This is a genomic window from Mesobacillus sp. (assembly GCF_057785455.1).
The window spans coordinates 31,679-48,363 of the sequence record NZ_JBYNSB010000034.1 but is presented as its reverse complement, the minus strand read 5'-3'; the positions used below and the strand labels follow the sequence as shown (position 1 = coordinate 48,363).

The following is a 16,685-nucleotide window of genomic DNA, read 5'->3' as shown; positions in this document are numbered from 1 at the left end:
TTCCTCCTATAAATCCTCTATTGCTTTAATTACTTAATAAATAAAAGATTACTTGAAAAATTATTGCAAATGCTTGTATCAATGTAAATAAATTCGCAAAATAAGACAAATTTCTTGGCGATAATTTTTTTCTTCGACAAATCTCTTCTATAGTTTAATTAAGATTGCTGGCTTACTTTATCGCTCTCGTAAATCGGCACCCAGCCTTCAGTGGTTACAAAGATACGAACCGCAACCACTTGACGGTCCTCCTGCAGTGTGAAATAGTGGCGTACATTTTCCGGAACAGAAATCAAATCTCCTGGATCGAGGAAAACTTCAAAGAATTCGCCGTCTTTCCCCTGGATGACAAAAACCCCATGGCCGCTGACAATGAATCTAACTTCATCATCTGTATGGTGGTGCTCCTGTTTGAAGTTTGCCAGCAGCTGGTCTAGATTAGGAGTGTTGTCAGACAAGGATATTACATCCTGCGCTTTATATCCCCTGCGGGCAGAAATATCCTCGATTTCTTCCTTAAAAGCTTCAAGAATCTCTTGCTTCTCTTCGTCCGTCAACAGGAATTTTTCCTGAAGGCTTGCTGGAAGCTTTGCGATATCCCATTTTTCATAAATAACTTCCTGCGCGTTTAAAAAAGCTGCTACTTCCTGTTCCTCAATGATCCGTTCTTGTGAATTTTGTTTAACGATGTATGCCATGTTCATTCTCTCCTTTTATTTACTGGATTCTTTATTTTCGGCTCTTTTCTAATACTTTGTTGCTGTTTTATAAACTTTTGAAAGAAAACACCCATTTTCAAAAAAGGTGAACATATGTTTTTTTTAAAGGCTTTGTAATAAAAGTCTGTTGATTTCCGTTCCAGGCCCTTCGCTTTCCTCGGGGCGTGCGGTGAGCCTCCTCGTCGCTGCGCTCCTGCGGGGTCTCACCTGTCCCGCTGCATCCCAAAGGAGTCTGCGCGCCTGGAACGAAGAGCAACAAGCTCTAAATTCAACATTGATGAAGGAAACAATCTTTGTGAAAACAGCCTGATTTTTAATTAAACTACTTTAAACAATTGAAATGGTTTGTGCTCCAGAAGCCTTAGCTGATAGCGGAACAAAAACTCGGTTGCTTCGAGGATTTTCTTTGCTTCGAATGCATTGCGGCCCCAGACGGTAATTCCATGATTCCTGATCAGGACTGCTCCTGAATCTTCTTTTACATGCTCGGAAAATGCCTTGGCCAGCGTTGGAATATGGGCATAATTCGGAATAATGGGAATTTTGAGGACAGCATCTTCCTCCCATTTATCAAATGCCTTGATTAATTCCTGACCTTGAAATTGAACCTCGCCTCTGTCTCCGTATACCTCGGAAATGACATTATTGTCTATCGTATGGACATGCAGGCTGCAGCCTGCATTTGTCTTCCTGTAAACCTCTACATGGAGTAAAGTCTCGGCAGAAGGCTTCAGGTGGGTTTCTCCCACAGGCCGGCCGAACTGGTCGACCAGCAAAAAGTCTTCATCAGTCCGCTTCCGTTTATCCTTTCCGCTTGCCGTTACAAGGAATTGTACCGGATCACTGTTCACTTTGATTGCCAGGTTTCCGCTTGTTCCCATGAACCAGTCACGTTCTGCCAATTCTGATTTCACATCCGCCAATTCTTCCCATTTCGTTTCTAAGATGCTCATCCTCTCACCCCTGTCTTTTTATTAAGAGCCTCAATGCAATCATAAAAGGTTTCAAAAGGAGTATATGGAATCGCCCATTCCTCGCATTTGTCCTTCAAGTAATCTCTTGCAAAAACATGATCCGCCTGCTTTGCTGCTTCCAAATCGGTAACTGAATCACCAATGACAATCTTGTATGTTTCATCGTCGGCAAGCTGTCTGATGATTGATGGCTTACAGCAGCCGCAATCATTCGAGCAGTGTTCATCACAGCTGTTTGGCCATTCAATTTTGATTGTATCGCGTGTAAAATCAGAACTGTTGCAGTATACGCCAGCAATAGGCCCGAACTGGCTTATGATTGGTTCAAGAAAAAAATCTATGCCGCCGCTGACGATGTAAACCGGAATCCCTTCATTCTTAGCGAAACCAAGGAATTCCTGAAATCCCGGGCGGATTCTTGCTTTCTCGACTGCAAACCGGATGATATCTTCCTTAAGGCTCACAGGCAGGAGTGCAAACATCCTGCCAACGCCTTCTCTGATGGAGATGCTTCGATCGAGCACCCTATCCTTCAGTTCCTCCCATCCCCGAGGAGCAAATTGATCCATTATCGCTATAATGTTATCCTTCTCGGTAACTGTTCCGTCAAAATCGCAAAATATCACTGGTTTGCTCATTTCGCGACCGCCTCGGCAGTACCCCACAGCTTGATCGCTGTACGCAATTCTTCGTGCTCAAGTGCTCCTTCTTCAAGTGTCCTGCCCTGCAGCACCGTATCAATTGCCTGTCTGAAGGCCCTTCCTCCACCCTGGGCACCGCCTGGATGTCCATGGACACCGCCGCCGGCATTGATGATTGATTCAATTCCAAAATCTTTTACTAAAAGCGGGACCATCCCAGGATGTATGCCAGCTGATGGTACTGGGAATGTCTTTTTAAAGCTATCTTCTGCAGTTAAAGCTTGTGCAATTGAAATAGCCTGCTGTTTTTCCAGTGCTACACTGCCATATGGCGAAGGGAATAAGGAGAAATCTGCTCCTGCATAGCGAACGAGCTTGCCAAGCAGCAGCGAATGGGAAAACCCGTAATCCGCTGATGAAGTGGATGCACCACTTACTGCAGGATGTGCCATGATTGGCAGCGGAATCTCCTCATCCTCAGCCAGTTCCTGAAGTACATCCAAGCCGTAGGCAAACACATTGAACAGCAATGCATCGGCGCCAAGTTCAGCAGCCTTCCTCGCCTTGTCTCTAAGCTGTGATGTCCGGCCAGTCAAGTTGGCCGCGTATAATGTCCTATGGCCAGTAGTTTCATAGACTTCATTTAAAGCCTGCTTTCCAAGCACGATTCTCTTTTCGAAAGGCGTAAGTTCGTTTTCGAATAGAATCTCATCGTCCTTAATCAGATCCACTCCGCCCAAACTTTGTTCTTTAAGCTGTTTTAGCAGGAAGTCAAAATCACGGCCGATGACACCTTTGAAAATGCTCATCAACAGGGGCCGGTCATGCACATCCAGTTTGTTGCGAATACCATCAACTCCGAATTTAGGACCTGGAAATGAAGTTTTCAGTTCATCGCCAAAATTCAGGTCCACGAGCTTCACCTTTCCGTCCAGTGAGAGCTTGCCGAAAACTGTTGTTAAAATGGCAGGCAGATCGGGTGAAAAATTAAGCGCTGGATATGCGATCTTAATCGTCGCTACCGTTTCTGAATTATGATCAACTCCGGTTCCTTCGACAGATACGACTCTTCCCTTATGTTTTTTCAGCTGTTTCTGGTCCAGCTCAGGTAAATCGGTCCATGACCCTACCGTCAATCCCAGGGCGATTCCCTCTGCTTTTTTTTCTGGATTATGCTTTGCATCATGGACGATATAAGTTGCAGTAATTTCACTCATGAAGTTCAATCTCCTTCCATAGCATTCATTCACTGGTCAAAATTTGAATAAAAAAAACCTCTTCGAAAAGAAGAGGTTAGATAAACAAACTAACATCTCCTTATCTATCAGCTTCCGCTGCAAGAATTAGCACCGTGCCCAGCAAATATGCTGGATCGGTTGCCGGGCTTCATCGGGCTCGTCCCTCCGCCTGCTCTTGATAAGAAAATAATTTAATTGAGTTATTTAATTGGTTTAATTGGTTAAAGTAATTTTACTAATTAGTATTATGTCAGGTTCATAAATCATTGTCAATATTTTTTTTGAAAATTTCCAAGCTTTCAATTCTGCTGACAGCTTCTGAAAGCCGTTCTTCTGACGTGAGCAATCCTACCCTTACAAAGCCTTCTCCAAATTCGCCAAACCCGATCCCTGGTGCTACGGCAATGTGAGCCTTCTCCAGCAAAAAGTCAGCAAACTCAACAGAAGTAAACGGCTCTGGGACCTTCAGCCATGCAAAAAAAGATCCTTTTGGAGCCGTGACCTCCCAGCCGATCTTGTTCAAACCGTCAATTAAGACATTCCTTCGCGATTCGTATCGTTCATTCAATTCGGCGACACAGTCCTGAGGACCGAGCAGTGCCGTTGCGGCAGCCTCCTGTACAGCACCAAACAGGCTTACATACATGTGGTCCTGAAGCAGGTTGATAGCGGATATCACACTCTTATTTCCTGCAGCAAACCCTACGCGCCAGCCTGCCATATTGTAAGTTTTAGATAAAGTATAGATTTCAATGCCGATATCCTTCGCACCTTCTGCCTGCAAGAAGCTATATGGGCGTTTCCCGTCGAACCCGATACCGCCGTATGCAAAGTCGTGAACAACACAGATTTCATTCGCCTTTGCAAGCTTGATTGTTTCCAGGAAAAAGGCCTCGTCTGCAACTGCTCCTGTAGGATTATTAGGATAGTTTAGGAACATCAGCTTTGCATTGTGAATATCTTCTTGTGCAAGCTCAGAGTAATCCGGCAGGAAGCTGTTCTCTTCTCTTAACGGCATGGTAACCATTTTTGCCTTTGCCAGCTCTACACCTGACCAATAATCAGGATAGCCAGGATCAGGAACGAGTATCGTCTCCCCTGGATTCAGCAGGCATTGGGGAATTTCAACAAGGCCAGCCTTCCCGCCAAATAGAATAGCAATCTCTTCTTCAGGATCCAGTTCGACATCATATTCTCTTTTATAAAACTCAGCTGCCGCTACCTTCAAGGATTGCATTCCCCTGAACGGCGAATACTTATGGTTCAATGGATTCTCAGCAGCTTCCTTCAGTTTATTCACGATATGTCCGGGAGTGGGCTGGTCAGGGTTACCCTGGCCAAGGTTAATCACGTCTGCCCCCTGTTCTGTGTATCTCCCTACTTTTTGTACGAGAGAAGCAAAGAATTGCTTGGGCAGGCTTTTCAGTAATTCTGACTGTTGAAACTCCATATTTTCTCACCTGCTTGGTATTAAGTTATAAATATTTGAAAATTTTAATTTGAAATTCTAGTCACAAATGATATAACGTAAATAGTAACTTGTAAAGAAATAATTTTCAGATATCTATGGCGGTGATACGTGATGAAATTTAAAATAGCCTGTCTGCAAATGGACATTGCTTTTGGAAATGCTGCAGAAAACTATAAAGCTGCTGCTGGGCTGATTGATCGTGCCAGCTCCCAAAACCCTGATATCATAGTTCTCCCTGAGCTTTGGACGACGGGTTATGATTTGGCTAATCTTCAGGAAAAATCGGATGAAGAAGCACGCGAAGCTTCCGCTTTTTTGAAAGAGCTGGCCGTTAAGCACGGTGCCAACATTATCGGCGGTTCCGTGGCGAATAAGACGGCCCAAGGCATCGAAAATACCATGCTCGTGTTCGACAGAAAAGGAGCGCAAGCCGGCAAGTACAGCAAATTGCATCTTTTTCAGCTGATGGATGAACATTTGTATCTTGCCCCGGGAAGCAGCAAAGGTATTTTCACTCTCGAAGACAAAAAATTCGCAGGGCTGATTTGCTATGATATCCGCTTCCCAGAATGGGTACGGGCCCATGCCCTTGAGCAGACAGAGGCGATATTTGTCGTTGCTGAATGGCCGATCCAAAGACTTGAGCATTGGCGGGCGCTGCTGATTGCCAGAGCAATTGAAAACCAGTGCTATGTTATCGCCTGCAATCGTTCAGGATCTGACCCAAACAATACGTTTGCGGGCCATTCGATGGTTATCGGGCCTTGGGGAGATGTCATTGCTGAGGCAGGGGAAGGCGAGGAGCTCCTGGTTGCGGAAATCAATTTAGACCAGGTTAAAGAGGCTAGGGGCAGAATCCCTATTTTTGCTGACCGCAGACCTGAATTCTATTAATGCAAGAACAAAAAGCGCACGCGCATTGTTCGTTCAGCCCCGAAGCGTCTCGAGGAGTTAGAAGCCCGCAGCTAGACAAGTGTCTCGAGGAGTTAGAAGCCCGCAGCTAGACAAGTGTCTCGAGGAGTTAGAAGCCCGCAGCTAGACAAGTGTCTCGAGGGGCTAGGCGCTGGAGCTGGATTTAGACACCTCGAATAGGTAACCACATAAAAATATTTTTTTTAAAATTCCTATAAAATATGAAAAACCGCCCAGTTTTCTTTCTGGTGCGGTTTTTCGCTATTATTCCGGCTTTGCCCACATTTCCTCCGGGTTCAATTCGTAAATGCCATTCTCCCGATACATGTAATGGTTAATAATGAATTCTCTTCTGATGGTTGCATAGTCTTCATGGAATTTCATGATGTATTCATTCAATTCTTTTTCAGGATACTTTTTCCCTGATTTTAATCCTCTGACGATATATTCAAATACCATCAGCTTTTTCTTTCTTTGGGCAGGAATATTCTTCAGCTTTCCTTCCTTCGTAAAGAAGTTTTCAATGACCTTTTGCCTCTCTGTATTCAATTCAATCATTGCTTCCACCTCCCCTTCTTTTTTCTCAAATAGTCTTGTCAGTGTTTGCGCCTGCTGCTTGATTACAGATTTGTTCAAGTGGAAGTAAATTGTGTTTTTATCCCTGCGCTCATATATGACATTTATATCCCGCATTTTTTTTATATGGTGCGTAATGGTAGGAGGAGTAAGCCCAAGCTTTCCGGCTATTGCCTGCCCATGTAGCGGACCATTTGAAAGCAGGGCCACAATCCTGATTCTTGTCGGGTCACCCATTGTTTTATGAAAGGCCACAATCCTGTCGAGCTGCATAAAATCACTCCATCAAATTAAATAATCATCTAATTAGGTATATATCAAATATACAACATATCCTCAAGAATTAAAAGCCTATTTATCAAAAGAAGCAAGAAAAAACAGTCCGGCTCATAATCAGTCAGACTGCTTTGCTTTAATTGGCAAAAAAATATGGAAGGTGGTGCCACGGCCGATTTCACTTTCTACTTCTATCGTTCCGCCATGCTCTTCAATGATTTTAAAGCTGACCATCAGCCCAAGCCCGGTTCCTCGTTCCTTCGTAGTGTAAAATGGCTCTCCTAGCTTCTTTACCTTATCGGCAGGTATGCCTTCTCCTTCATCCCTGATGGAGATATGGATCCTTTCCCCCTGCTCCTTGGTGATCTCGACAGTCACAAAGCCGCCCTTCGGCATGACCTCAATGGCATTTTTGATGATATTGATGAAAACTTTTTTTAATTGGTTCGGTTCGCACAGCAATTCTCCCAGTCCATCTTCATACCTGGTTCTGAACTGGACATCGTGGAGGACAGCCTGGGCATTTAAAAGATCTACCGTTTCTCTCATGATCTTCGCTATATCAGTTTCTATATACTTGATTGCCTGAGGTTTGGCCAATATAAGGAACTCATTAATGATCGAGTCAATCCTTTGAAGCTCTGTTGTGATTACCTGGAAGTACAAGGAATAGGCATCTCCTGTACTGCTTTCAAGAAGCTGGATAAATCCCTTCAGCGCTGTCATGGGGTTGCGGATTTCATGTGCAATTCCCGCAGCCAATTCACCAAGCATATTCAATGTATCCGATTTCCTCAGCTGCGCTTCCATCTCTACTTTTTCGGTAATATCCCGGAACACGATAAGATTCAGGCTGTCTACAAGATGGTGTTTGACTGTGTATTCAAAATGCTTCATCCTGCCTTCTCCAAATTGTAAGGTTATCCTGTCATCCAATCTTCCTTTTCTAAGAAGAGCATCCGTTTTCTCCTGAATAATTTCTTCGCTGATTCCCAGCTTTACGAATAGCTCCCTGCAATTCAGGCTGCTTTGGTCCTCAGACTTCAACTCCAGCTTTTCCATTCCAGAAGGGTTTATTTCATAGCTTAGACAGTTGTCATTCCAAAGGATCATCCCCTCGAGTGACCCCTCAAAAATTTTACGGAATCGCTCCTCGCTTCTCCTTAGCTGCTGTTCCATGCGATACCGTTCGCTCACATCACGGACTATTGTCATATGATAACCGTTACCTGCGTTCAGCTTCACAGTGAACTCGAGGAGCTTTTTCCGCCCATTTGGCAGCAAAAAGAATGCCTCTTCCCGCAATGCCCCTTTTTCGAAAATGGCTTTCTTCATTTCACTATATTTTTCATCTTTCTGATAAATAAAATCATTAATCTTATACTTTAATAATTCCTCAATCGATAGCCCCAAAACCTTGCATATTGCTTCGTTTGCAGCAATGATTTTTCCGCTCTTTTCCCAAAAAACGATTCCATCAAGTGTCTCAAAAAACAAATTCCTGAATAGGCCGTCATCTTCAATAAATTTGCTTTTGAAACTCTTGCCATGCCCCTGTACTGTCACCGGACCTGATGAGCAGTCTGCTGCCTTTATTTGCTCTTTATGTATTAACATTTTTAATGAGGAATTTTCCTGTTCCAAGGCTGCTATTCTCTCTTTAAGCGCCTTAATTTCGTCTATGCTGTTAGCACTGCTCACCAGAAAGCCCCCTATTCAGAATCCCTTTTTTCTAGTAGTTTCTACACGAGTACCTAAAAATCCTTTTTAATAGTCGAATTCGCTGTAAATTATCAGATATTTCAAACGATTAATCATTGGATGATTGTTTTTGAATATAGAAAGGGCTATCTAATCCCTCATACATAATCTTCGATACAGAAAGGGTTTTATTGACGGATTTCCTGAAGCCTGTTTTTTTAAAAAAGGGTTACCTATTCCAGAGGTATTTAAAACTGACAGAAAGGGGGTTGGAATGTTAATCCAAACCCCTTTAAGCTACAAAGGAAGCGGGGCTGATACCCTGCTTCCTCATGGTATTATAGGTATTCACTTTCATGCTTTGCTTTAAGGCGCTGCCATCTTCTATCGACTTCATCTTCGAATTCGACAAGCATATCCTTGTTTTCTTCCTTCAAAAGATGCTTTGTTTTGCCCATGTATTTAAGCCATTCTGCTAAAGGGATTTTTTTGTTCTTTGCCTCTGGATCGTAAGTGATATTCGTGATTCCCTGCTCAACTTCATAAAGCGGGAAAAAGTTTGAATTCACAGCTGCTTCTACTATTGTCTGTCCATAGCGGTCCTCTGATTTCCAGTTAAGCGGACAGGTGATAAGAAGTTTGCCGTATACTGTGCCGACATTTTGTGCATACCATTGTGCTTTGGCCGCTTTCTTTACTAGATCCTGCGGGAAGGCTTCTGTTCCTGTAAATACATAAGGTATATTCGTAGAAGCCATAATCTGGGCTGTATCCTTATGGTGGAACGCCTTACCCTTTTGAGCCCTGCCCACATTCGATGTACTTGTCATATGGCCAAATGGCGTGGAATACGATAGCTGAGATCCTGTGTTCATATACCCTTCGTTATCGTATTCCAGCATGATCAGCTTATGGTTGCGCAGTGCGGTTCCAATTGCCGAGCCCATTCCTATATCCATGCCGCCGTCGCCTGTGACCATGACGAACGTCGCATCAGCAGACACTTCAATTTCCCCGCGGCGCTTTAGTTCAAGGAACGCCTCCAGCGTTCCTGATAAAGTTGCTGCACCATTCTGGAAAAGGTTATGGATTGTCGTTTGTTTATGCGATGTATGTGGATATGCCGTGGTTACAACATACGCGCATCCCGTCTGGAACAGGACGACAAGATCCCCTTCGATTCCTTTGAAAAATAGTTCCAGCCCTCCAAATATGCCGCAGCCCGGGCAAGCACCATGCCCTGATGCAATTCGCTTAGGTTTCGTGGTCAATGCACGGAGCGGAGGAATTTTAACATTCAGCTTGTTCTTTTCCTCATCATGGCTTACCTGAATCAAGCCTGATTTGTAGACATCACCATGCTGTGGCTCTATGACCTGCTTCAAGTTCTTTTCAGGATCTCCAGGGACATGGCCGAAGTAATCAAATGGCTTCTCGGCATAGCCTTTTTCTTTGGCCTCTATTGCCATCGCAAAGAATGCCTCCGCATCCTCGGCATAGAAATCCTTGCCTCCAAGGCCGAACACCCTGCTCAAGACTATTGTTTCATTGTCTTTGTCCTCCTGGAGTGCAGATTTGATTTCATGCGTGAGGTTAGGGCCGTGACCGCCGTATGAATCTGCTCTTTCGCCTACTAGCAATGACTTTACATTCTTAAGCGCTTCCCTGATTTCCCGGGCAGGGAATGGGCGGATGATATTTGGGCTGATCACTCCTGCTTTAATTCCCTGAACACGAAGCTTATCCACCACATCCTTGGCTGATTCGGCTGCTGAATTCAGGAGGAATAATGCCACATCTGCATCCTCCATCTTGTAAAGTTCGAGTATATCGTAATTTCTGCCTGACAATCTTGCGTACTCGGCTGCAACTTCTTTATATACATCGTTTGCTTTATACATCGCTTCCGACTGCTGGTAATGGTTATTGATTAAATCATCGCCATTCATATGGGCACCGATCGTTACCGGTTGTTTTGGATCCCTGGCGAAATTATATTCTGTTGGAGCCTCACCGACAAATTTCTGGACGACGGCGCGATCCTTGAAATAATTCACCTTCCTCTTTTGGTGTGATGTGAAGAAACCATCGTAAGCCACCATGACCGGAAGGCGGACATCGGAATGCTCGGCAATCTTCAATGCCATGATATTCATATCATATACAGCCTGAGGCGTTCTTGCTGTAAGGATGACCCATCCTGAATTTAACGCAAAATACAAATCAGAGTGGTCACCGCGAATATCAAGAGGACCGCTGATCGATCTTGTAACCAGGTTCATGACCATTGGATAGCGAGTACCTGATTGAACCGGCAGCTGTTCCAGCATATACATGAGGCCATTTGCACTCGTCGCATTGAAAACGCGTGCACCAGTCGCAGCAGCTCCGTAACAGATCCCCGCAGAACCGTGTTCTCCATCAGCGGGGATCAGCTTGATGTCATGTTCTCCCCTTGCTTTCATCAGATCGAGGAATTGCGCAATTTCCGTCGAAGGGGTGATTGGAAAATAGCCCATGAGATGGTAATTGATTTGTGCAGCAGCCATTGCGGCCATTTCGTTACCGGATTCAAACGTAGTTATTTGTTCTGCTGAAGACATAGTTTTCAAGTTTTCCTCTAAAATGGACATTAATAGACCCCTCCAGTCACATAAGGATGATTATGCTTCACTCTATTTTCATCTGCATATCCAATCATTTCTCTCAAATCAGATAAAGCAGAAGTTGGACATGCTTCAACACATTTCAGGCAGCCTTTGCAGTATTGGTAGTCGATTCCTTTGAGGAACATCTGTTTTCGGCCCCTCTTGTCCTCGCCTTCCTCCCATACGAAGCAATAATCCGGACATGCCGTATCACAAGCAGCACAATTGATGCACTCCTCCTGAACGAATTTCGGCAGGAATCCTTGCCTTGAACCGCTCAGATCCTTAAGGATGCTGTTTGCCTGCGCTGTAAGCACTCCTCCAATTGACTGAGTCTCGTATCCCAGCACTGGCAATGGACGTTTGAACTCCTTACCCTGAGCTCCTGCCTCCATTGCATAAGTTTTGAACTGCACATCATTGTATCCTCTTTCAAAGGTCCTTATATTTGGTTCGACAAAATGGGGATACTTCTTTTCAAAGGTCTTTCTGATTACACTTTTCATCGCCTCAGGATCAAGGAAATCAATGATCCGATACAAAGCCCCTAACATCGCAGTGTTGACCTTTGTTTTCTCGTCAACTGCGATCGAGAGAGCATCGACGATCGCTAAAGTTCCATATTCCAGGTGAAGGTCGTTTTTAATATCATCAAAGTCCCTTGTTGAATTCACAAGCAGGATTCCATCTGGGCGAAGCCCGCTCACAACATCCACCATTTTATAAAGTGCCTCATGGAATACACCAACAACATGTGGCTCTTCTATCGGACTATGAACTCTTATTTCGGTTTCAGGCTCACAAAATCGTATAAAGCTTTTAACTGGCGACCCCTTTTTCTCCGAGCCATATGAAGAAAAATTAGAGCCATTCAATCCAAGGCCGAGCACACCTGCCTCAGCCAGCATTTTGCCGGCAAGGTTAGCGCCAAGCCCTCCAATCGATTCAAGTCTGATCTCATAAAATCCCAATTCATTTTTCTGCGGTAAGATAGACATAATCTCCCTCCCCAATAATATTTCATTTGTTTTCAACATCTCCCATCTTTTATTTTAAGGATTTTCTGAAATCAAAGCTGTGACATAAATCAAACATTTTCAATTTTTCATTGAAACACCGTCAAAAATAACAAAAAATCTTCGAATTTTATTACGGTTTCTTTTGTATAACAGCATTGCTTTTATACTAGTACAGAAGTCTCTTTTTCCTGTATACGGAATTAATCCCTTTAATTTCAGCTATTTACATAGTTTTTATATGGGGGTAAAAGGGTAAAAGGGTTATAGTGTATTTTGGGGGTCTCTCATTAAGGGAGGATTTATGAAACAACGAGATTACTACTTTGACAATGCCAAATTCATCTTGATTTTTTTCGTCGTATTCGGCCATCTTCTTCGCTCTTTTATTGAAGACAATGAAATGATCTACAATATATATAAAGTCATTTACACATTTCATATGCCGGCATTCATCCTTGTTTCAGGATTTTTTGCCCGCGGCTTCAATAAAAAAGGTTATGTATGGAAGATTGCAAGAAAATTGATACTTCCATATATCATTTTCCAGCTGATTTATTCAGTGTTTTATTATTTTCTCTACGACAAATCGACATTCACCATCGATCCATTGAATCCACATTGGTCCTTATGGTTCTTGATCAGTCTCTTCTGCTGGAATATCATGCTGATCGGCTTTTCCAAACTCAGCGCACCAGCGGGACTTCTAGTGGCATTTACATTGGGACTGGGTGTCGGTTATGCGGACTGGATATCCAATTATTTAAGTCTTTCGAGGACATTTGTTTTCTTTCCGCTGTTCCTGCTTGGCTATCATATGACCAAAGACCATATCCGGGCGCTGACAAGGCCACAATTTAAAATAGGGGCTTTGCTGGCATTCACGATTGTTTTCCTTGGTTTTTACTTCAACCCTGACATTGATTATAAATGGCTTCTCGGTTCAAAACCTTACTCACAAATGGAAGCCGCTTCAATCATGAGCATGTTCACTCGTTTAGGGTTTTATGTTTTAAGCTTGATCATGGTCTTAAGTTTTCTGACCATCGTCCCAAAAAAACAGTACTTCTTTACAAACCTGGGAAGAAACACACTTTATGTCTATCTGCTGCATGGTTTCTTTGTCCGCACATTCCGTGAAAGTGAAGTCCAGAACTTTTTTCACAGTCCTGAGCGCTTCCTGCTGCTGGCGGCCATTGCCTTGCTGTTGACACTTGCCCTATCCAGCAAATATGCTGCCGCATTGGCCCAGCCTATCATCGAATTTAAAACAACAGGTTTCAATCGCCTGAAGTCGCGTCTATCGGCTATCGTCAGGTTTTACCGGAAGAAGCTTTTAAGCAGTTAACCAGAGAAGGAAAAACAAGAGCCATCGGTTTCGATGGCTCTTGTTTTGTTTTTGGGCCAAATCAGCGAAAATTCTTCAACTGGTATTAAATTTGCCCCAACTGGAATTATCTTTGCTTTAACTGGTATTAAATTCTCGTCAACTGGTATTATCTTTGTTCCAACTGGTATTATCGAAAATTTATCCCAGTGTGATCTGTCATTTTAGTGCTTACAGCCGCCAATATTCATGGAAAACAAATAGCACCAAGGATTTCATCTGTTTTTTTTGTCCAAACTGAGATATAATTTAAAGTTGATTTGCTTCTGGATTTTTAAAAAGGAGATTATATAATGAAAACCGTTTTAACGACGCTAAATGCGAAATATATACACACTAACATTGCGATCAGATATTTAAAGGCTTATGCGGCTCCTGATTATGATGTCGTGATTACTGAATACACCATTAAAGATCCGATTATCAATATTGTAACGGACTTGATTCAGAAAAAACCCCAGGTGATAGGCTTCAGCTGTTATATCTGGAATATCGAAGAAACCATCAAGGTCATCAAGATGATCAAAAAAATTGACCCTGCAATTAAGATCGTCGCCGGCGGGCCTGAAGTAACCTATGATGTCCTCGATTGGATGAATGAGGTAAAAGAATTTGATTTTCTTGTTATTGGCGAAGGTGAGCAAACCTTCAAGCAGCTCCTGGCTGAAATCGAGGGAGAACAGGATTTTTCAAAGGTGCCTGGCATTGCCTACAGACAGAATGAAACAGTTAAAATGAATCCACAGCGCAATAAGCTTGATTTAAAGGAGTTGCCTTCACCTTACCGTTTTGAGGAAGATGTACCCCATCTTTCAAAAAGGGTGGCTTATATTGAAACAAGCCGTGGCTGCCCGTTCAGCTGCCAATTTTGCCTTTCTTCAATTGAAGTGGGAGTTCGTTATTTTGACCGGGAGAAAATCAAGGACGATATCCGTTATTTAATGGCTAACGGCGCAAAAACAATTAAGTTCGTCGACAGGACCTTTAATATCAGCAGAAGTTATGCAATGGAAATGTTCAGGTTCCTTATCGATGAGCATTTGCCTGGTACCGTGTTCCAATTCGAAATCACGGCTGATATCATGAGGCCTGAGGTGATTGCATTCTTGAATCAGGAAGCACCTGCCGGACTGTTCCGTTTTGAAATCGGTGTACAATCAACGAATGACTACACAAATGAACTTGTGATGCGGAAACAGAACTTTGAAAAATTGAAGCGAACAGTAACGATGGTTAAGGAAGGCGGCAAGATCGACCAGCACCTTGATTTGATCGCCGGTTTGCCTGAGGAAGATTATCATTCCTTTAAAAAGACCTTTAATGATGTATTCGCAATGCGGCCTGAGGAGCTGCAGCTAGGCTTCCTGAAGATGCTTCGCGGAACAGGCTTAAGGCTGAGGGCTGCTCAGCATGATTATATTTATATGGATCATTCACCTTATGAAATCCTCGGAAATAACGTCCTTGATTTCAATGAAATCATAAAAATCAAACAGGTAGAGGATGTCCTGGAGAAGTACTGGAATGATCATCGAATGGATCTGACTGTTGAGCATCTAGTTACTAAGGTCTTTTCTTCCCCGTTCGACTTTTTCCAGGAATTCGGTTCCTACTGGGAACAGAAGGGCTGGTCAAGAATTGGCCATCAGCTTGAGGACCTTTTCCGGAGGCTTTACCAGTTCCTCGAGGACCGGGGCATAGAGAACTTGGAAACAGTTGAAAGCTTGATGAAATATGATTATCTTGCCGGCATGAAGTATAAGCCTCGTAAGCCATGGTGGGAATTAAAAGCTGAAAAACAACTGCGCTCAGAATTATATCGAGGGATCATCCAGAAGCCCGAAGAACTGGGAAGCAAGTATGTGCAGCTGAATATCAATGAAAAAGACTTGTACAAGCATACCCTGATTGAGAATATTTCAATTGATTTGGCGCATTACCTCTCTACGGGGGAGTTAATTCCATCCCCTGGATATATGCTGGTCTATTTTGATCCAAAAACAGAAAAACCACAGTTTTTTTCATTTAGTGAAGGAAGTGTCAAGCCGGCTTAGAAAGCCGGCTTTTTATTTTAGGCTTTGTTAAACAAGGCTGTTGATTTTCGTTCCATGCGCTTCGCTTTCCTCTGGAAAATTATGAAAAAGCCCAATTGCCGGCTTTTTCAAGCGCAAATTTTTCTTGGGGCGTGCGGTGAGCCTCCTAGTCGCTTCGCTCCTGCGAGGTCTCACATGCCCGCTAAATCCCGAAGGAGCCTACGCGCCTTCCACTACAATCAACAGCGTTTAAAAATCAACATTCAGCTTTAACTGAGTCTTATTTTAAGACTTCTCTTTTTCAGCCTTCTTTTTCTTCTGTTTGCCGGCAATCGGGAAATCATACATTTTGCTCGCGTTGATATCTCCAAACTCCATGCCAAACTCTACATTATAAGGCTGCTGATGCCTCTCGTTTTGCTTTTTCATTATGCCCTTCCCTTCCTGCCTTGCTTGGAATTCCGGTTGGCGAATTTGCCGGGATCCTCTCCTGCTGAAAACTCAGCGCTAAATTCAGATTCCTGCAAATTTTTCTTAGGTGTATTTGTATATTTAGCCAAAGCATTTTTCTCTGCTTTCCGTTTAGCCATTTTATCCACCTCCATATCTCTATTTTTTTCAATTACCCAGGACCTATGTACAGTTATCATTGCCTAATTTTACATAGGGAGATCTATTATAAAAAGCAACTGTTAACCAAAAAATAGTTAGAAAAGGAGGAGCTAATATGGGAAAAAAGGATGAGGACCTCAAATCGCTGGATATTGACGATACCCTGCCCCACCAGGTGAATGCTCCAAGCTTCAAGGATACAGGGATAGAAATGCAGGCACCGTTCAAAAATAAACATGGAGTGATTATTGGAGACAGCATGTATGCATCTTCAAATTCCCCGTTGGAAAATTGGAGTGAGGAAACAGACCCTGCGATCATGGCCGGAGATGAATGGGTCCATCCAACTAATGATATTGGCTGGAACACTTCGGAAAACAGAGAGCTGCTGGAAGAAAAGCGAAAGCCTCAAGCATCGCCTTTCATGCACCCGACAATCGATGTTGGAAAAGGGCAGGATTGATTAATAGGCAAAAAAAAT

The 16,685-nt window shown here is 43.3% G+C and carries 15 protein-coding genes and 1 riboswitch; of the genes, 4 read left to right on the top strand and 11 right to left on the bottom strand.

Going from position 1 to position 16,685, the window contains the following annotated elements:
- Window positions 1-158 precede the first annotated feature (158 nt).
- The 5 genes from AC3EBE_RS13455 to AC3EBE_RS13435 all read right to left on the bottom strand — a co-directional run bounded on the left by AC3EBE_RS13455 (window position 159) and on the right by AC3EBE_RS13435 (window position 5,022).
- Window positions 159-698 (bottom strand): 1,2-dihydroxy-3-keto-5-methylthiopentene dioxygenase, encoded by a 540-nt coding sequence (locus AC3EBE_RS13455; RefSeq protein WP_488595551.1) that lies wholly within the window; start codon window positions 696-698, stop codon window positions 159-161.
- A gap of 338 nt (window positions 699-1,036) precedes the next feature.
- Window positions 1,037-1,672: a methylthioribulose 1-phosphate dehydratase gene (locus AC3EBE_RS13450; RefSeq protein ID WP_488595550.1), complete on the bottom strand. Its 636-nt coding sequence runs from the start codon at window positions 1,670-1,672 to the stop codon at window positions 1,037-1,039.
- A complete protein-coding gene (locus tag AC3EBE_RS13445; protein ID WP_488595549.1) occupies window positions 1,669-2,331 on the bottom strand; it encodes a 2-hydroxy-3-keto-5-methylthiopentenyl-1-phosphate phosphatase in 663 nt (220 codons plus the stop codon). Before AC3EBE_RS13445 ends, AC3EBE_RS13450 begins: the two co-directional genes overlap by 4 nt.
- Entirely contained in the window at window positions 2,328-3,551 is a 1,224-nt protein-coding gene (mtnW, locus tag AC3EBE_RS13440) for a 2,3-diketo-5-methylthiopentyl-1-phosphate enolase (protein WP_488595548.1), read from the bottom strand. Before mtnW ends, AC3EBE_RS13445 begins: the two co-directional genes overlap by 4 nt.
- 97 nt (window positions 3,552-3,648) lie before the next feature.
- A riboswitch (SAM riboswitch) is annotated at window positions 3,649-3,757 on the bottom strand.
- Between the two features lie 71 nt (window positions 3,758-3,828).
- Window positions 3,829-5,022, bottom strand: coding sequence for an aminotransferase class I/II-fold pyridoxal phosphate-dependent enzyme (locus AC3EBE_RS13435; RefSeq protein ID WP_488595547.1), 1,194 nt, complete (start codon window positions 5,020-5,022; stop codon window positions 3,829-3,831).
- 132 nt (window positions 5,023-5,154) lie between these two features.
- Between AC3EBE_RS13435 and AC3EBE_RS13430 the strand changes: the two genes are divergently transcribed.
- Window positions 5,155-5,937: a carbon-nitrogen family hydrolase gene (locus AC3EBE_RS13430; RefSeq protein WP_488595546.1), complete on the top strand. Its 783-nt coding sequence runs from the start codon at window positions 5,155-5,157 to the stop codon at window positions 5,935-5,937.
- A 282-nt stretch (window positions 5,938-6,219) separates the two neighbouring features.
- Here AC3EBE_RS13430 and AC3EBE_RS13425 read toward each other — a convergent pair whose 3' ends face one another.
- The 4 genes from AC3EBE_RS13425 to AC3EBE_RS13410 all read right to left on the bottom strand — a co-directional run bounded on the left by AC3EBE_RS13425 (window position 6,220) and on the right by AC3EBE_RS13410 (window position 12,154).
- Window positions 6,220-6,804, bottom strand: a complete 585-nt coding sequence (locus tag AC3EBE_RS13425) for a DUF2087 domain-containing protein (protein ID WP_488595545.1) — start codon at window positions 6,802-6,804, stop codon at window positions 6,220-6,222.
- Between the two features lie 120 nt (window positions 6,805-6,924).
- On the bottom strand, window positions 6,925-8,508 hold the full coding sequence (locus AC3EBE_RS13420) for a PAS domain-containing sensor histidine kinase (protein WP_488595544.1): 1,584 nt from the start codon (window positions 8,506-8,508) through the stop codon (window positions 6,925-6,927).
- Window positions 8,509-8,846: 338 nt separating this feature from the next.
- A complete protein-coding gene (locus tag AC3EBE_RS13415; protein ID WP_488595543.1) occupies window positions 8,847-11,141 on the bottom strand; it encodes a thiamine pyrophosphate-dependent enzyme in 2,295 nt (764 codons plus the stop codon).
- Window positions 11,141-12,154, bottom strand: coding sequence for a 2-oxoacid:acceptor oxidoreductase family protein (locus tag AC3EBE_RS13410; RefSeq protein ID WP_488595542.1), 1,014 nt, complete (start codon window positions 12,152-12,154; stop codon window positions 11,141-11,143). Before AC3EBE_RS13410 ends, AC3EBE_RS13415 begins: the two co-directional genes overlap by 1 nt.
- Window positions 12,155-12,476: 322 nt before the next feature.
- On the opposite strand from AC3EBE_RS13410, the gene AC3EBE_RS13405 reads away from it, so the two are divergent.
- Both AC3EBE_RS13405 and AC3EBE_RS13400 read left to right on the top strand, forming a co-directional pair.
- On the top strand, window positions 12,477-13,520 hold the full coding sequence (locus AC3EBE_RS13405) for an acyltransferase family protein (RefSeq protein WP_488595541.1): 1,044 nt from the start codon (window positions 12,477-12,479) through the stop codon (window positions 13,518-13,520).
- Between the two features lie 332 nt (window positions 13,521-13,852).
- A complete protein-coding gene (locus AC3EBE_RS13400; protein WP_488595540.1) occupies window positions 13,853-15,613 on the top strand; it encodes a B12-binding domain-containing radical SAM protein in 1,761 nt (586 codons plus the stop codon).
- A 264-nt stretch (window positions 15,614-15,877) separates the two neighbouring features.
- Here AC3EBE_RS13400 and AC3EBE_RS13395 read toward each other — a convergent pair whose 3' ends face one another.
- Both AC3EBE_RS13395 and AC3EBE_RS13390 read right to left on the bottom strand, forming a co-directional pair.
- Complete coding sequence (locus AC3EBE_RS13395) at window positions 15,878-16,021, bottom strand: hypothetical protein (protein WP_488595539.1); 144 nt, start codon at window positions 16,019-16,021, stop codon at window positions 15,878-15,880.
- On the bottom strand, window positions 16,021-16,182 hold the full coding sequence (locus AC3EBE_RS13390; protein WP_488595538.1) for a hypothetical protein: 162 nt from the start codon (window positions 16,180-16,182) through the stop codon (window positions 16,021-16,023). The genes AC3EBE_RS13395 and AC3EBE_RS13390 overlap by 1 nt, the downstream gene beginning before the upstream one ends.
- Before the next feature lie 137 nt (window positions 16,183-16,319).
- On the opposite strand from AC3EBE_RS13390, the gene AC3EBE_RS13385 reads away from it, so the two are divergent.
- Window positions 16,320-16,667: a DUF3905 domain-containing protein gene (locus AC3EBE_RS13385; protein ID WP_488595537.1), complete on the top strand. Its 348-nt coding sequence runs from the start codon at window positions 16,320-16,322 to the stop codon at window positions 16,665-16,667.
- Window positions 16,668-16,685 lie beyond the last annotated feature (18 nt).

Excerpts from the sequence above, each read along its gene's own strand:
- AC3EBE_RS13445 (WP_488595549.1), bottom strand. The coding sequence starts at position 2,331 with ATGAGCAAACCAGTGATATTTTGCGATTTTGACGGAACAGTTACCGAG.
- AC3EBE_RS13385 (WP_488595537.1), top strand. The coding sequence starts at position 16,320 with ATGGGAAAAAAGGATGAGGACCTCAAATCGCTGGATATTGACGATACC.
- AC3EBE_RS13455 (WP_488595551.1), bottom strand. The coding sequence starts at position 698 with ATGGCATACATCGTTAAACAAAATTCACAAGAACGGATCATTGAGGAA.
- AC3EBE_RS13425 (WP_488595545.1), bottom strand. The coding sequence starts at position 6,804 with ATGCAGCTCGACAGGATTGTGGCCTTTCATAAAACAATGGGTGACCCG.
- AC3EBE_RS13395 (WP_488595539.1), bottom strand. The coding sequence starts at position 16,021 with ATGAAAAAGCAAAACGAGAGGCATCAGCAGCCTTATAATGTAGAGTTT.
- AC3EBE_RS13430 (WP_488595546.1), top strand. The coding sequence starts at position 5,155 with ATGAAATTTAAAATAGCCTGTCTGCAAATGGACATTGCTTTTGGAAAT.
- AC3EBE_RS13405 (WP_488595541.1), top strand. The coding sequence starts at position 12,477 with ATGAAACAACGAGATTACTACTTTGACAATGCCAAATTCATCTTGATT.
- AC3EBE_RS13390 (WP_488595538.1), bottom strand. The coding sequence starts at position 16,182 with ATGGCTAAACGGAAAGCAGAGAAAAATGCTTTGGCTAAATATACAAAT.
- AC3EBE_RS13450 (WP_488595550.1), bottom strand. The coding sequence starts at position 1,672 with ATGAGCATCTTAGAAACGAAATGGGAAGAATTGGCGGATGTGAAATCA.
- mtnW (WP_488595548.1), bottom strand. The coding sequence starts at position 3,551 with ATGAGTGAAATTACTGCAACTTATATCGTCCATGATGCAAAGCATAAT.
- AC3EBE_RS13410 (WP_488595542.1), bottom strand. The coding sequence starts at position 12,154 with ATGTCTATCTTACCGCAGAAAAATGAATTGGGATTTTATGAGATCAGA.
- AC3EBE_RS13415 (WP_488595543.1), bottom strand. The coding sequence starts at position 11,141 with ATGTCCATTTTAGAGGAAAACTTGAAAACTATGTCTTCAGCAGAACAA.
- AC3EBE_RS13400 (WP_488595540.1), top strand. The coding sequence starts at position 13,853 with ATGAAAACCGTTTTAACGACGCTAAATGCGAAATATATACACACTAAC.
- AC3EBE_RS13435 (WP_488595547.1), bottom strand. The coding sequence starts at position 5,022 with ATGGAGTTTCAACAGTCAGAATTACTGAAAAGCCTGCCCAAGCAATTC.